This is a genomic window from Flexilinea flocculi (assembly GCF_001192795.1).
Lineage (GTDB): Bacteria > Chloroflexota > Anaerolineae > Anaerolineales > Anaerolineaceae > Flexilinea > Flexilinea flocculi.
Genome location: NZ_DF968179.1, coordinates 394588 through 411475 on the forward strand (window position 1 = coordinate 394588; position 16888 = coordinate 411475).

The window sequence follows — 16888 nt, forward strand, 5'->3', positions numbered from 1 at the left end:
GTAACATTTTTTGACTTGTGTTCTTCTCAGACGCGTGTCAGGCTTTTTTACAGTGGTCCAGAATATCTTCTAACACAGCAACAGGGTGATCCATGACATCCCAATTAGTATATCGAAGAACCCGATAGCCTTCGTTTTCCAACCAGCTCGTACGTATCCGATCATAATCAATTTAAGCAGCATGGGAATCTCCGTCGATTTCGATGATGAGTTTGTATTGGGCAAAGTAAAAAATCGACGATAAATTTTCCAACCGGGTGTTGTCGGCGAAAATTGATTCCATTCAGCTACGGGTTACGCAAGTGACGCCAGAGGATTTGCTCTGCAGATGTGAGGGGGCGGCGCAATTCGCGTGCATGTTTGAGTATTTCTGGTTTGATTCGATGCATAGAATGTTTACCTTTGTCTGACTTGATTACCCTCATGCAAAAGGATGTACATCTTGGCGGATAACCCTCATCCTACCCTTCTCCCTTTCAGGGAGAAGGAATGCTGTCCCTCTCCCCTTTGGGGAGAGGCAAGGTGAGGGGGAATGCTGCCGGTTGTCTTCGACATACTGCAAATAATCATTTATTCGATAGAACACCCTCATTCTGACTCTACCAAAAAGGATATACATGATAACGGATAACCCTCATCCTACCCTTCTCCCTGGAAGGGAGAAGGAATCGTATCCCTCTCCCCAAAGGGGAGAGGCAAGGTGAGGGAGAATGCCGCCGTTAACCTTCGGCATATTGTAAATATTCATCAATTCGATAGAACACTCTCATACTGACATTGCCAAAAAGGGATGTACATCTTGGCGGATGACCCTCATCCTACCATTCTTCCTTTCAGGGAGAAGGAATGCTGTACCTCTCCCCTTTGGGGAGAGGCAAGGTGAGGGGGAATGCTGCCTGTTGTCTTCGGCATACTGCAAATAATCATCAATTCGATAGAACACCCTCATTCTGACTCTACCAAAAAGGGATATACATCGTGGCGGATAACCCTCATCCTGCCATTGCCAAAAGGGATATGCATCATAACGGATGACCCTCATCCTGCCCTTCTCCCTTTCAGGGAGAAGGAATTGCATCTCTCTCCCCAAAGGGAGAAGGAAAAAATCTGAAGCCGAATGGTTCCTTCAAGGAATCATTCATTTCCATTCTTTTTGAGATATTGTTTATTTTCGTACATTTTTTCATCTGCACGTTTCAATGTTCCAATTAAATCCGAATCCTTCTGCGGATCGAAAATTGCAGATCCACAGGCAATTTGAATCTGATACGGAATGGTTGTATTTATTTTTTCCAATTCGGTTTGCAGTTCATCCACACAAATCTGATAATTATCGCTGGAACAATTCCAGAGAATGCTGCAAAATTCATCACCGCTGAGACGGTAGCTTCGTCCGAATTGCTGAAATACTTTGGATAATAAGTTCGCTGACTGAATAATGCAGGAATCTCCGGCCGAATGACCGTACTGGTCATTCACGGACTTTAAGTTATTCATGTCCATCATAACAAGGCGAATTTGATAAAAGTTCGCCTGACGAATTTCCTTCAGATCCTGCATGAAAGCAGCCCGGTTACGGATACCGGTCAGCACATCCACAAAAGCCATTTTCCTGATTGTCTCTGTCTGAATTCCCTGTTCCATGAGGACATGACTCTCATAATTGATCTTATATCCAAGAAAACACAGGAAAATAAACAGTGAAATGCGGAAAAGTCTGGAGCTGTCTGCCGGAAAATCCTGATAATAATGAATCGTATCTGCTATCGATGCGAAAATGACCAATAACGTGCCGATGTAATCGATCCAGCGCCGCCAATTCTGTTTTCCCCATTCTCTGCGAATCGCCTGAATCGTCGCCAGGAAGATGATCAGGAGCGTAAAAAAATAAAACAAATGAGTAACCGGCAACATCTGGCGTAAGTTCGAAATCTTTGCAATATGGAAGATGGATTGGCCAATGATGAGAATCAGATTTATTTTTAATGCGATCTGAATCATCCGATTTTTCCCTTCCGTGAACGACTCTTGGGCGAATAAAAGCATCGGATAAGGCAAGAATAATAATCCGGCATATTTTACGTAATATGCCAGAACTGCTATATTCATTAACATCTGGGGAAGGTTGGTTAACGTCAGTGACCATATAGCAACGCCTGTTGCAAAGATACCCAAATAAAAAATATTTCTAAAATCTTTGATGATTCTCCGGAAAAAGAAAGATCGAAAGATAAATGTTACTCCGAAAGTAAAAATCGCCAGACAAAATAACAGCGGTATTAATCGTGCGGAAAATTCTTTCTCCAAAATATCATAACGGTTACCAATTTGAAATCCGGTTTGATATCCGAGAAAGTCGGAAAAAACGGGATAAAAATGAATTTCTATTCTTTTCCCACGAAATTGACGTGGAATATCAATACGATTCCAGACGATACCCGGTGTTATTTTGAGCGGATCACTGGATAGGTCAAGCTGATAGATCAATTTCCCATCGACATACGCATGGATGAGCTGATGATGAGAGAAAAATGCCAGAACCATGTCCTCTATTTCGGTTTCCGGCAAAGTATTCATCATGATGACTTCATCCTGATTTTTTACGGCGATATTCTGCGGAAATGTAGCAGAAATACGGGTGATTATGCCGTTGTTTTCATACGACCACCCTTCGTTAAATGAAACGGAATTACTGCCCGGCAGCTGATCCGGTTTCGGTTGGTAACGAATTTCAATCCAGGTCAGAATACCGATCACGATTAAAAAAATCAGAAAATAAATTTGTTTGAGTATTTTCGTCATAAATACAATCAGTCCATTCCATCATTCTGTTGTGTGAAAGACGACAATTCCTCTGTTCTTTTTCGCATTTCCGCCTTATTCTGAAACATTATTCCATCAGCGCGGCTTAACGTATTCATCAGATTTTTATCCGATGAAGCGTCAAATTTTGCGTTTCCAACTGCAATTCTGTAAGGAAAATCGGATTTCCTGGTTATTTTTTCGGATTCTTGCCGTAAATTCCGCACACAGGCTTGATAAGATGAATTGCTGCAATTTTTCAAGATACAACAGAATTCATCACCGCTTAAACGATAACTGTGTCCATAATAGGCAAATGAAGCAGAGATGATTTTTGCGCAATTAATAATGTATAGATCTCCTGCAGAATGTCCAAAATGATCATTGACATTCTTTAAGCCATTTAAATCCATCATGACCAGACGATAATTTTGAAAATCATTCTGATCGATTGATTCCAAGTCTTCTTTAAATGCCATTCTGTTGCGAATTCCAGTTAAAATATCCCGGTATGCCATCTGCTTGACCATTTCCATCTGGATTCCTTTTTCCATCAGGAGTTGATTTTCTGCTTCAGTTTCAAAGCCAAGGATCATCAGGAAAAGCATCAGACCAAAACGGGTAGCTAACGAAAAATCATCCGGAGCTTGCGTATAGGCCCGAAAAATATCAATTAGAATTGAAAAGACCAACAAAATTGAGATCGAATAATAAAGCCATTTCCGGTGGCTTTTCGAGAATTCCTGAATTTGGAATGACCGAATCATCTGAATAGCTGCAACCAATACTGCATAGAGAAAAACGCTCTGTACGATCAATCCTGATTCATGAAAATCGGCAATACCAAAAAAGAACAAGAGGATTTCAATCAGGCAAGCTGAAAGATTCAGGATTAAAGCAGAATCTATTAAAGTGTTTTTCCGGTTCGGGAAGGATTCCCTGAAATAGATAATCATTGGAAATGGAATAACCAGTTGTCCGATGTAAGGAACATAGGAAAATAAAAAAGAATCCTTGAACATCAGCATGGTAATGCTTCGTTCAGTTGCGGATAAAATTGCAAAAACAATGGAAAATAAACCCAGAAAAAGGAATCGCTGATTAATGCCATTGGCAGTTTTCAGCGTCAATCCCTGAAAAACGTCGATGATTCCGATAACCAGAATGATGACGCAAGTGATAAACGGGATTGCAGAAGCAGCAGCCTCATGGCGTACAATATCGAGGCGATTTCCAATAAAGAATTCATTAATTCGTCGGACCTGATTTGGATATGCAGGGAAAAAATGTATTTCTATTGCTTTTCCCTGATCATTCGCATCAAGCCTGAGCATATTCCAGGCATTCCCCGGTGTTTTTTTCAGCGGATCACGCGATGCATCCAATTTATAAACCAGATAGTCATCGATATATACTTTCAGTGCCTGATGAAAGGTGCGAAAGGACAAAATCATATCCTGTGTCTGGTAATTTGGGATGGTATTGATTAAAACAATTTCGCGCTGTCCGGGAGTGCTGACGATTTCCGGCAGCTGATCGATTTGTGTAAAAACCCCATCCTTTTCCACCATCCAGCTTGAATTGAACGGCTGAAAATTATCTCCATCAAGCATTGCAAGGATTTCACTGGATTGTTTTGAAAATTGAATCCAGCATAAGAAAAGGAACGACAGGAAAAGAATGAAGTAGTAAACCTGATTTAGTCTCTTTGCCATATTTAAACTCTTATGATGCAATCATATTTCCAGATCTGTTTTTGAAAGGATGTGCAGTACCTGGTTACCGGACTCTTCAGCTATGTACTTCATGACAACAATGAGAATTTCAGTTCAGCGATTCGAAAAACAAGGTGATTTTTTTGACGTTAATTGGTTATTCACAAAGTATGACATCAACCTTTCGCCAAAATTTCTCTTTTTTTATCCAAAAACTATCAATACTTCGAATTGCTGACTTCAAATTCATTTTATCGTATTCCAAAAGATTCGAAAAGACAGCGATTCAGTAATTCGAATTATGAGAAGAGTTCGAAATATTGTGCTTTTCGAATAGAGAGAAAATTTATTGTTCTTATGGTTTTGCGCGAAGCGCAAAACCATAAGAACAATATAGAATTCATTTCATATTTCGGATTGCTGCTTGTGCGCGTGTCAGGTCTTTTTGAAGTAGTCCAGAATATCTTCCAACACAGCAACAGGGTGATCCATGACATCCCTATTGGTATATCGCAGAATCCGATAGCCTTCGTTTTCCAACCAGCTCGTGCGTATCCGATCATAATCAATTTGGGCTGCATGGGAATCTCCGTCGATTTCGATGATGAGTTTGTATTGGGCAAAGTAAAAATCGACGATAAAATTTCCAATCGGGTGTTGTCGGCGAACTTTGATTCCTTTCAGCTGCGCGTTACGCAAGTGATGCCAGAGAATTTGCTCTGCAGGAGTGAGAGGGCGGCGCAATTCGCGTGCATGTTTGAGTATTTCTGGTTTAATTCGATGCATAGAATGTTTATCTTAATCTGACAAAAGACCCTCATCCTACCCTTCTCCCTGAAAGGGAGAAGGAATCGTATCCCTCTCCCCTTTGGGGAGAGGCAAGGTGAGGGGAGCGTCATTGTTAGTATTCTGCATATTGCAAAGAATCATCCTGACCTTGCCATGAAGAATTTGACATCGTGATGGTTGACCCTCATCCTGCCCTTCTCCCTGAAAGGGAGAAGGAACCGTATCCCTCTTCCATGGTTGATCACAATCCTTCATTGTATGAATCGCTCAGCCAGATTTGGTCATACGCATCGATTTGTTTGATTCCCAGCAGATAACAGCGCGGGTCAAACAACTCAGAGGTAAAGATAACCGGATTTAATTCCATCGACAGATCCACCATTCCCCAGCATCCGTTCTGATCAAGCGTCTCAGGATCCGGGATTTCATTGGAACAATGCAGCGGGTAGCGCGGTTGGGAACAGAACAGGCGGAATTGGATGCCGCTTGCTTCAGCGCCCGCAGCTCCGCCAAAGCTAATCTGTCCGGAATTCTGCAAAAGCTGCTGTTCGATCATGGAGACCACTTTTAAGGGAAAGTGCAGATTTTCAGACTGGAAGGGGATCATGGTTGAAGCGATGAACGGATCACCTGTATAGCTGATACTGATTGCTTCAATACTCATTATTTGAGCCATTTTATCTGAAATGATTATTCCATCTTCTGCCATCGCGGTTTCTCCAAAATCCAATTGAAAGAGCAGATTGTTCCCGGATAGATCAGCCGCAGCAGGTTTCAGTGAAATTGTCTCTTCTGAAATACTCCCATAATTTGACTTTCTGCTGAAAATATCCAATCGAAAAAGCGCAGGATCTGGTGCGACAGAGGGATTGGAAGATTGGAAAACTGCCTGAATTGGGTACGATCGCGTTTGTATTCCCGAAGAGAGAGAATGAACGTCTCGAATCAGAAATGTGTCCAATTCCCATCCGCCTGCGGTAATTGCCGCAACATTCCAACTTTGCCCATCTTCTGCGCTCTGCCAAACGGAATGCAGGAACTCTTTGGCAAATTGATTATCCGGCTGAATCATAATATCCAGCGTATTCCGAATGATGACAAAGTCGGATGAATCGGCTTCTGCCGCCTGATGAATGATATCACCCGGGTAATTTGCATGGATACTCATTTCCGCACTGCACGTTTCCGGGTATGGGACGCCATCGGAAAGAGGCGCTCCATCGGTGCAATTGGCAGGGATGCGGCATGTTTTCATTGTCCCGGAATTTGTACAGTCAAGCAGTTCGCCGAAATTTGTCTGAATGACCAGCAAGTCCGGATTATATATTGATGGATCACCATCAAAGGTCAAATCGATGACTGCATCAGATCCGGTCGGAATTCGATTTTCAAAAAACCTATCCGGATTTCCGATCTGATAAATCGGGCTGAACGTCAGCACTGGCTGCTTTTTCTGGATATTTCCTGGCATTTGGATTGGCTGCTCCTGTGGTTCATAAACAATTTCAAATTGCGGCGCTTCCAAACGGATGGACAGCAGTTTTTCCGAATCAGCGAGCAGCAAATCTCCCTGTGTCAGCGAAAAACTGCATTCAGCGATCATTTGCCCCGATAAATCTTCATTATGAAAAGCAAGCGAAATCGATCCGGATGGATCAGCGCAGCTTCCGACGAAAATTGGATTTGCCAGAAGCGGCCACTCGATCCTGACAAGCGTGTTTTGCAACATCATACATGAAACCGGATCCTCAGTATCTGGGCATTCTGCCTGAATTTGCAACTTATAAAGATCCTGAATCATATAAGCGCCACCATCCATAGCCGGAATTGGCACTTCGGTTTCCTGATGAAACAATCTGGTCCGGAGTGTCACATCCATTTTTGAAACTGGCGGCATCGGATAAACATCCTGACGCTCAGCAGTAGAAGCTGATTCCAAAACAAAGGAAAGAAGATCAGCAGGAATGACGGTCGCAATTGTAAATGAAATGGCAGATTCTGTATTGATTTCCGGTATCGTATCGAAACGAAAAGCGCAGGATGCCTGGAACGATTCATCCCATTGCATCCACTGATTGCACTTCAGTGTGGACTGATGGATCCAGACTGGAATGATCTGGAGAGACGTATCATACTGCAGCAATGCCCTGGCATAATCGGATAACGGCGCAGATGACGGATTTAAATTGACTTCCAGGTTGTAATCGGTCGATACTTTAAGTTGCTGCGGAACAGAGACAACCGCGTGCACCGTTTCTTTGGGAAACGGGTTCGCTGCGATTTCAATTTCCGCGATATCCTCATAAAAAGCGGATTGTAATCGCATTGTAAATATGCCGCTTGCAGTATCATCAGGAATCGTTGAAGGGAATTGCAGCGGACAAGATGCGCTCCAAGTCCCGTCAGCCCCAGCGGATAAAATTCCAAGCTGGTACCAGCCATCTCCGGAAGGTGAAAAACATGATGGCAATTCTCCCATTGAAAATAGAATATCCAGTATGCTCCACTGAACCAGAATCTGATCGGAAGGCAGCGGTGTGCTGTTCTGTGGAACCCCGCTGACCGATCCGGATAACGTATAAGCTGCAATACCACCGGAGAATGCTTGCTGACTGGATGAAGGATGAATGTTACGGTAAAGGCGATTGATCTGATGATTGCTGATTTCTTCGGTTATCGGGCTTGCTTCTTGCGGATTCATTTGCAGAATCAAAGAGGGTCTCAGTGTTACAGTACGCTTCCCCACAGAACCTGGAAGAAAGAGCGGAGCATCCTGAAATTGAAAACGTGGTGATCGGATGGAGCTCTGTAGTGTTCCTGCAGCACTCGGAAGAATTGGCCCGAGAACAAAATGACAGGAAATCTGTGCGACATGAGTATCCGTTTCATGGGTAATCGCCAGAATGGTCTGATTACTGGCATCTATCGGACATAGATCTTTAATGCCATTTTGATTTTGTATGGCATGGGAAGTTCGAATACTCTCAGCCCAATCTTCTGGCCAGGATATGACTGCCTGACCCAGTTCCTCAGTTTCATTCAGACTGTTGATCAGTCTGACTGTGTTTTCATCCGAGAAAGCTGGCACCTGTACGATAAGCTGATAAACGTCTCCTGTGTACAAGCTACCGCATGCCGATGCCATCGAAGAACACAAAATATTTCCGGCAGTGTCGCTGATCTGTAGAAGATGAGTCAAACTGTGCCGGTTGACGGATGTCGGCAGTCCGCTCCAACTGAATGGTGTCATCTGGAAAGCTGCAGCGTCTTCAGAAGAGGATTCCAACTCAAAATTCATCGTCTGGAGTCCTGAAAAAACTGTTTCCGCTGAAAAGACGATCGAGCATGTGAATGTGTTTGAGTTTTCACTTCGGAATTCATCCCCGGGAATGGTCAGTCTGGAAAAATCAGCATCAATAAAATCCAGACAAGAACTTTTTTCCGGATCCAAAAAAGCTTCTGACAGGATCGGCGGCAAATTTGCGCTGATACGTACATCTGCAGACAGCGGCACACTGGTGGTGAGTTTCATCAGGTATTCATCACCTGTAAAAAGAGAATAAGCTACAGAAGTTGTTGATGTATCCAACAGAGTCGGACGCACCGTCACAGGCTGCGATACAACAGCAGTCTCCTCGAATGACTTGGGTGCAGTCATCAGGCGGTTGACACCAGCAGGTGCGCTGACATCCAATGTGATCTCCTTCTGTGAGCCAACCGCTGCATCATTTCCGGCAAAACTGACAATGACAGGCAAGCTGTCTGCGGATGCAGTGAAACTGAGCTGGCAGAAAGAGGATGATACACTGACATGGATACCGGTTCCATCATTGCAGTCAACACCATCGGATAACGTCCCGCTGAATGAGGTAACCGTGATTGAATTTTCTCCGGAAATCGAACAACCATAATTCTTAATTCTGGCTTTCGCGTTCAAATCGATAATCTGTCCTTCAGTAGTATGCCCGAAATAGGGCAGCAGTACCGAAATGGCTGATATTCCCCCGGAAGCGTTGATGGCGACTGGAGCTTCTATGGCTGGAGTCCGATATGACATTGCAGGATTGATTTGTGAGCGCGAAAGTAGGAACGGTGTCAGATTGATGACCTGACTGGATGGTTCTCCGGACGAATCGAGCAAATAATAGGAAACGGTGCGGGTTCCTGATGGATTGATGATGTCGGAACAATACTTGCCGACAAGTTTGTCAAATACGGTTCCTTTTCGAAAATTAATCCAATACACCGTGTCTGCTGACAGAGGCTGTGTCAGATGTCCGACATCTACATAGGACAAGTATCTGCTGATTTCAGCTTGAATGAACAGATCCGAATCGCGGTCTGCGTCATTCGAATTAAAAACCTGGTAATTTGGATCCTGCTCATCCGCTGCATAGGTCAGCGTGGATGGCTCCATGATACCGACCTCCTCACAGCGGATCTGCCAATGATTGCCGCCGTTTTGCCAGGTACAGGCAGAGGGCTGCCAATCCATCGAATTTGGCTGCATTCTGGCGATTACCTCAGACTCATATCCATTTGCGGTTAACAGCGATTGCCAGGCGCTGTCCGTTTGGTCTGCTCCGAAAACTGAATCCGCAACGTTAACTTTGATATGAAATCCTCGTGGTTTAGGAAATGTTGAAATATCCAGTTGTATCGGACAGTCAACCTTTCCGCCTTTCAGGTAGAATGCATTGAAGGCATAGCTGGTTCCATGCAATTCTGAAGCGGTAATGTCAGGCCAGCGAACGGAAGGTGATGAAAAATTTGCAGGATCCGTAATGCCCGCAGGCATCAGCATCAGAAAGGCTTTCTGTATACCGCGAACTTCAAAAATAACGCTGTTTTCTCCAAAAAGAATTCCATCGCCTGAATAGTTGATCTTCAGAATAAAATTCCCGCTTTGATGGACGACCGGAAATTCAATGACAGCGGCCGCCTGCGTGAAATTCAACCTATCCCGGACGACAGTCACTGCGGAGGATGCAATGCAGTAATCTGGATCTGTTTTACTGCATAGCAATCCGGAGACTGTGCCGGGATTCGTTCCGAATTGTCCGCTTTTGGTGCTCAGCGACAGATTGACAAAGAAACCGCTGCCGGCCAGAAAGCTCGAATCCAGCGTGAAATAGCGTACGACTGGTGATAGGGATGGATCAGTCTGGCTCATGATCTGATGTTCCGGATCCGCAATGTACGTATTGCAGTCACTGAATTTCATCGATTGCAGCGAAGCGCTGATATTGATCATGGATATCATGATCGGGAAGGGTTCGGACTGAGAGGCAGCAAAGATATCATCACCTGAGAAGACCGCGATAATTTGGGATGCCAGACTGTTGATTAACTTCAGCGTGCAAAAGTTGTCTCCTCCCGGCTTGATCGTGCAGGAGGAATAACCGTCTGTGACGGTAATCGTGCCGCTTATGCGCTCGGATCGGCTTTCCTGCGGGAGGACGTTGACAAAAATTTCCAGCTCATCACCGATTTCGTACATCTCCTGATCCGGCAATACCCCGCTGATGGTAGTGGTCGTCGGAATACCGCTATGCGCGGCAACCTGAATCGGGAAGGGTTCAGAAGTGGAAGGAGCGTAATTCGCATCGCCGGAGTACGCAGCTGTAACAGCTGTGGACAGGCTGCTGATCAGCTTCAGACGGCAGGCATTCTCCCCTCCCGGCTTGATCGTGCAGGAGGAATACCCGTTCGTGACGGTGATCGTGCCGCTCAGGCTCTCGCTTCGGCTTTCCTGCGGGATGACGTTGACAAAAATTTCCAGTTCGTCACCAATTTCGTACATCTCCTGATTCGGCAATACCCCGCTGATGGTGGTGGTCGTCGGAATACCGCTATGCGCGGCAACCTGAATCGGGAAGGGTTCGGAAGCGGAAGGTGCATAAAATGTATCGCCTGCATAGGAAGCGCTGATTTGGCTGGCATCCAGATCAATCAGGGACAGCGAACACTGAGAGGCATTATCGGCAGCGATCCAGCAGGCAGAAGTCCCGTCAGTCACTTTAATTTTTCCTTCTGGCGGATGGTCTGAAAAACGCTCCTGTGAAAAGTCAATATGCACATCCACCGTATCACCGACTGTATAGGCAGATTGATCTGGAAACAAGCCTGAAATTTTCAGACTCGGAGACGGTTTCTCCTGGATGATCAATGGACCTTTTTTTGCTGCGGCCGGAGAATAGCGGCTATCACCCAGATATCGAGCGCTGATTTCTTTTACTCCTGTGCTGACAAACGTCAGGTTACAGGAATTACGCGGCAATGTGATGATACAACTGGCTGTTCCATCATTGACCAGGATTGTCCCGGTTGGATACGCTGCAGACGGTGATAAATCGGAGAATTCTGTGTAGACGGCGACCGTTTCGCCTACCGAATAGGCAGAAGCTTCTGGCAGTATCTTCCGAATTTCGAGTTGGATGGTTTGCGGCTCGGATTCGGACGGATCTACGCGGATGTCGACATTGGCAGAATCGGAGTACATGCCGTTCCAGGCTTTAAGGATGAATGAGGTCTCTTTGGATATGTGGATGGTCAAAAATCCAGCCGGATAGAGCGCCTCTGTGATCAGGAGCCCGCGTGACTGGATCGACAGATCATCAGAACTGTAAAAAATGCCGGGCGCTGCCACTGGCGTGGGAAAGGATTCTGAATCAGAGCGGACGGATGGATCGGATGCCAGCAACTGGATGCGTGTCCATTTTCCGGCTACGGACCAGGAAAGAATCACATCCCCCGTTCCTTGCACCTCAACCGGATTTGCTTTGAAAAATTCAATTTCAGGGGGCGTTTCTTTTTTTGCATCTCCGATCAGCACCGGCAGCCAGAAGAGCTGATTCCCGGTTTCGTGTTGAATCGTCAACACAAAATTCACCGACCTTGTCAGGGAGAACACCTGACTTCCGGTGGAATCAACCGGAGTTTCAGAGAGCGGTTCCAACATGATGGTTGAGACTCCCTCCACCTGCCACTCCACCCATACCTGCTCTCCCGTCTGGAGCTGGCGTTCCGGCTGGTATTCAATCAATCGGAAACCGGCTGCTGTAGCTTCGTCCGGAATCAATTCTGAAAATTTTTGGGAAAAAACCGAGGCTGATCCGGTTTCCGGTTTCACCCACAGGATGAGTTTTTTCAAAACCGGCTTTTTTGGATTGGGTTGCAGGAAAAGGCTTCGGATCATCTTCCCGGATCCGTTTTTTGCCTGCAGCGCGACATAGGTGCCTTCGTGTAAAGAAATTGACTGTTCGCCAATAAATTGCGTTCGTGATAATGTGCTTTTTTCATTGCCGATCGATAAAATTGCCTGATCCGCCTGATCTCCGACGCGCCAACGCAGCAAGGCAGATTCTTCTCCGTTGCTGGTGGACAGATCCGCTTTCAGCAGATCAATGGTTGGTAATTCAGAAATCACCTGGATTGTGATTTCCTTTTGAATCTGGCGCTGCAGCAGACGGGAAAACCAGTTCTCAACGGTCAGGCGATAGGTTGAGGATTGTGCCGGACTGACCGTAAAGCCTGTTGCCTTCCGGTCAATGTTCCGGTCGATATCTCCCGAAAGGGACAATCGATCCACAGAGGGAGAAACACGCCATTGCAAAGAGACGGATTCACCCTTGCGGATGTGTGTCTGATCTGCAGTCAGCGACTCAATTTTTGGATACAGGAAGACACATCCGCATGCGATCACCATCAGCAGCGCGGCGGAATAGAGGATCAGGATTCCAGTGATGAGAAGGCTGCCGGCGGATCGATTTTTTTTCTTCCGCTCCATCCTTTTGCCAAAATCCACATCGGTGAATTGCAGATCCGGATTCACTTCATTGGGTGTGTTTTCTTTATCCATCGGCTGAACCTATAAATTCATACAATGCAATTATAAAATATTGTAATTAGCAATATAATAATAATTGTATCAGATTTTATATATAGTTCAATTGCTGAATAGTATTAATTACATCTCATGCTCTTTCCATTAAATAAAGATTCAAAATATTTTTAAAAATAAAAATTGTCGCAATTCAGCGATTCGTAATAATTTTCTTTTTTCTCAAATGGCTTTTCCAAAATTCGAATTATTGGTCGCAATTGGTGTAAATCATAGCTCATAAGTACTTATGATATACTTCATCAGGTATCATTTGCTGTGTCAATACAGATTACTTTTATTTTTATTTCAGTTCGGGATCTCTACCTGTGAAAATAAAAAATTACCGAATGGATCGACATTCCATAATATTTTTTTTTATATGGGTTGTTTCTTTATTGGTTTTCAGAATCCGAATTATAAATTTTCTGGATTTCATTTTTTTTGAAATAACAGAGAAATCTTTATTAACCCGAAATGTCTATATTCAAATTGCAGTCTTATCAGGATCATTTCTGCTAATATTTTTTCTACCAATTATTCTTCAAAATTGTTTTTTCCGAAAAACTGATCTGACGATGAATCATGCTGCAAGAGTCTCTATACTGTCTCCACTGATTGTTATATTCGTTTGTTTCTGTATATTGTCGTGGAATGTGCGACTGAAGCGGGATGATTACTGGGAAATTTTTGATGCACAAACATTGGGACAATTTAAGTTTATTGCGTCATCTTATCTAAATCTTATGACGAGATATACATCCCTACTTCTAAAAAGTTTATATGCTATATTTCCCCCTACTCTTTATATCGATTCATGTTTAATTCTCTGTTTAATAATGATTTTTTCAGGATTGAGTCTGATTAATAAAATATTTCTTGAACATTTTTCTATAGTTCAAGATATACCGACTCTCAATATGGTTTCACTTGTAATGGGTGGGAATGAAACGGTTGGATTTTTAATGATGTCCCCGAAAATATGGGAAATTTATCTATGGGGTTCTGGAGCTTTCGTATATGCTTTTGGAATTGGACTGACGATTCTATCAATATACTGCATATTAAGAATCATTTTGGGAAAATCGAAGTCATCAGGTTTCTTCATATTCACGTCGATCCTTTGTATATTATCCTGCGGTTGTTCAGAATTAACGACGATTTCTTTCTGTATTTATTCTTTCGCACTGCTTATTGGATTTAGACTTTTTTATCATCGTCCATCCGGATGGAATAAAAAACTGATCTTTTTTTGGATTTTATCCTGGATTGCCGCATTGTTTTCATTTGCTGCTCCAGGCGGGAAAGCCAGAGCAGATTCTTTTATACAAATTTCTTCTGAGGACAGTTTTTTTGCACTGATCATTTCTCGAATAGGTGATGCTTTTCAGACTGGTTTGAATGTAATAACCGGCTTTTTCTTGTACAGGCTGGATCTTCTGGTTTTTTTCTTACTCGTTTCGTTTCTCCTCGGATTGCTAGTTAAAATCAGAAAAGAAAAAATTATTCAGCTTCTTTTTATTATCTTTGTCCTGTTGTTCGCTTCCTTTGTATGTATCCTTCCGAATGCTCTTCTCCATTATGTACCAACACGCGTTGTCGGGATTCCATGGTCATGGATTTATTTGTCCAGTTGTTTGTTGACCTTCGTAGCAGGATCTTTATTAGTAAAGAAACCGAGTAAAGAGTATTTATATATCTGTTTATTGATCGGGACGATCATCCCAATGTGTATTTTTGGATCTTTTTTCTCTAACAGTATTGATATGGTAAAGCGAATCAGGTTGGAATGGGAATATCGGGATCAAATTTTGCAAACCATTGACAAACAACCAACATTAATCGAAACTTGTCAAGTTCCAGTTCTGGGAACAGATATGATGGATATTCTGGAGAATCCGCAGGATGAATATAATAAAAATATTGCGCGTTATTATGGAGTAAAACAAATAATGGCTAAAGAAAACTGTCGCAGTTGGATCGAAAATGAACAAACTCAAGTGGCACAATAAAATACTAAATTAAGATTTTTTTTAGCACGTCTTAATTCACGATTCGGGGAAAAACAGGATGACTTTTTATGGATAAAAACCAGAAAACAAACTTGTCCATCATCATAATTCTCGGATTTATCTATTTTTGTCTGATGATTCCGGCGAATGCTACTGGCGCAAAAACGCCGCAGATGCTGTCCATCTTTGAGGTGGATGAGTATGCGCAATATGAGCATGTCCTGCGTATGCTGACACCGGGGGAAACGCTGTATCAGTCGATCCGTAACTTTTTCGTCTATCTGCATTATTTTTACGGGTACCCGTTTTATTTTTTGTCTGCAATCCTTCTTTTCCCGTTAAAGCTGATCAACGGAAGCAACTGGCCGGACAATACGCAGACGATTGTCTGCTGGCTGCGTCAAACAGTCAGCGTACTGCCGATAATTGCCTCTGCCGGGATGCTGGTCTGGATTACCACGCGCTTGAAGAGGAGATTCCTCTCCATCGGACTGTTTGTGTTCCTGTTAACGCTGCCCGGTGTGATCCTCAACAATTTCTGGTGGCATCCGGACAGTCTTTCGCTATTTTTCATTACGCTGGTATTCTTTTTTCTGGATCGGGACCAACTACGTTTCGGGCGTAATTTCTACGCTGCCGCTGCCGCATGCGGTGTGGCTGTCGGGATCAAATATGCCGGGTTGTACTTTGCAGCCGCGATTGCGGTGTATCTGCTGATCGGTTTCTTCCTGAAAAAGATCTCTTGGAAACAGACGGTTTTCCGCGGTCTGAGCTTTGTCCTGATCATGATCGCATCGGTGGTGATCTCCAATCCGCTGCTGCTGCTGCCCCAGGAACGGGCGGAAATACTCCGCACACAGCAGTTGCAGTTCGAACAGACCGGGACCGGCATCTTTGTCGATCGGCACAGCGCTTTTCTCGAAAACTGGAATTTACCGTCGGATATCCGGCGTTATTATGCTGAAACCTGGTGTTTTGTTTTTGCGCTGGGCAGTCTGATCGCCGGATTCTTTCGCAGCCGCGCGGAAAAGATCCACAGTGCGACGCTGCTGGCTTACCTGATTGTTACATTCAGCGTAATCCTGCTGGCAGCTTCGCGCCGCCTGCATTATTATCTGCCGGTCGTGCTGCCGTTGTTCGCCATGCTGCCGAGCCTGTTTCAAACGACTTCCGCAAAACACAAAAAACTTTTCGATACGCTCCTGTGTCTGGTTCTGCTGCTGCAAGGCATCCCCAACCTGCTGCTGAGCGTTTCGCTGTTTCGGACGCAATTGTCACGAGAAGCGACTTCTCCGGCAATTCAACTGTATGAACAGGTCAAAAGCGAACTGCTTCCGCAGATCAGCCAGCCGGAAGGACGGATGTTGCGCGTCTTCCGCGACTGGAAAATTTATTTTCCGGAACAGGACGGATTTGCCGTACAGATGGATTGGGAGATGGCAACGTTGGAGCGCATTCAGGCTTGGGATCCGGATTTGATTTTGCTGGAACAGGAGAATATTCGTATGTTTGCGGATCCGGAGGCAGTTTCTGAGGCAGTTGATCCCGAAGCTATGCAAAAGATGCACGCATTTTATGCCAGCGCGGCACAGGACCAATTGCCGGGATACCGCAAAGTGCTGGAAAACCATTTTGCAGTAGTCTTTGAAAAAACCAGCGATTCAAAATTGGAAGTGAAGTAATGCGTA

The 16888-nt window shown here is 44.2% G+C and carries 8 protein-coding genes; 2 read left to right on the top strand and 6 right to left on the bottom strand.

Going from position 1 to position 16888, the window contains the following annotated elements; all coding sequences use genetic code 11:
• Positions 1-37: 37 nt before the first annotated feature.
• The 6 genes from ATC1_RS15125 to ATC1_RS01670 all read right to left on the bottom strand — a co-directional run bounded on the left by ATC1_RS15125 (position 38) and on the right by ATC1_RS01670 (position 13167).
• A complete protein-coding gene (locus ATC1_RS15125; RefSeq protein WP_201777221.1) occupies positions 38-142 on the bottom strand; it encodes a DUF559 domain-containing protein in 105 nt (34 codons plus the stop codon).
• A gap of 25 nt (positions 143-167) precedes the next feature.
• Entirely contained in the window at positions 168-287 is a 120-nt protein-coding gene (locus ATC1_RS15130) for a DUF559 domain-containing protein (RefSeq protein WP_201777224.1), read from the bottom strand.
• Between the two features lie 847 nt (positions 288-1134).
• Positions 1135-2802, bottom strand: coding sequence for a GGDEF domain-containing protein (locus tag ATC1_RS01650; protein WP_062277610.1), 1668 nt, complete (start codon positions 2800-2802; stop codon positions 1135-1137).
• 8 nt (positions 2803-2810) lie between these two features.
• Positions 2811-4517, bottom strand: a complete 1707-nt coding sequence (locus ATC1_RS01655) for a GGDEF domain-containing protein (protein WP_062277613.1) — start codon at positions 4515-4517, stop codon at positions 2811-2813.
• A gap of 435 nt (positions 4518-4952) precedes the next feature.
• Complete coding sequence (locus ATC1_RS01660; RefSeq protein WP_062277616.1) at positions 4953-5303, bottom strand: endonuclease domain-containing protein; 351 nt, start codon at positions 5301-5303, stop codon at positions 4953-4955.
• A 244-nt stretch (positions 5304-5547) separates the two neighbouring features.
• Positions 5548-13167 carry an Ig-like domain-containing protein gene (locus ATC1_RS01670; protein WP_062277621.1) on the bottom strand — a complete coding sequence of 2540 codons (7620 nt, stop codon included), beginning with the start codon at positions 13165-13167 and terminating at the stop codon, positions 5548-5550.
• A 941-nt stretch (positions 13168-14108) separates the two neighbouring features.
• Between ATC1_RS01670 and ATC1_RS01675 the strand changes: the two genes are divergently transcribed.
• Positions 14109-15200 carry a DUF6056 family protein gene (locus ATC1_RS01675; RefSeq protein ID WP_152024195.1) on the top strand — a complete coding sequence of 364 codons (1092 nt, stop codon included), beginning with the start codon at positions 14109-14111 and terminating at the stop codon, positions 15198-15200.
• A 68-nt stretch (positions 15201-15268) separates the two neighbouring features.
• Positions 15269-16882, top strand: coding sequence for a hypothetical protein (locus tag ATC1_RS01680; protein WP_062277627.1), 1614 nt, complete (start codon positions 15269-15271; stop codon positions 16880-16882).
• Positions 16883-16888: the final 6 nt, after the last annotated feature.

Excerpts from the sequence above, each read along its gene's own strand:
- ATC1_RS01650 (WP_062277610.1), bottom strand. The coding sequence starts at position 2,802 with ATGACGAAAATACTCAAACAAATTTATTTTCTGATTTTTTTAATCGTG.
- ATC1_RS01655 (WP_062277613.1), bottom strand. The coding sequence starts at position 4,517 with ATGGCAAAGAGACTAAATCAGGTTTACTACTTCATTCTTTTCCTGTCG.
- ATC1_RS01660 (WP_062277616.1), bottom strand. The coding sequence starts at position 5,303 with ATGCATCGAATTAAACCAGAAATACTCAAACATGCACGCGAATTGCGC.
- ATC1_RS01670 (WP_062277621.1), bottom strand. The coding sequence starts at position 13,167 with ATGGATAAAGAAAACACACCCAATGAAGTGAATCCGGATCTGCAATTC.
- ATC1_RS01675 (WP_152024195.1), top strand. The coding sequence starts at position 14,109 with ATGGTTTCACTTGTAATGGGTGGGAATGAAACGGTTGGATTTTTAATG.
- ATC1_RS01680 (WP_062277627.1), top strand. The coding sequence starts at position 15,269 with ATGGATAAAAACCAGAAAACAAACTTGTCCATCATCATAATTCTCGGA.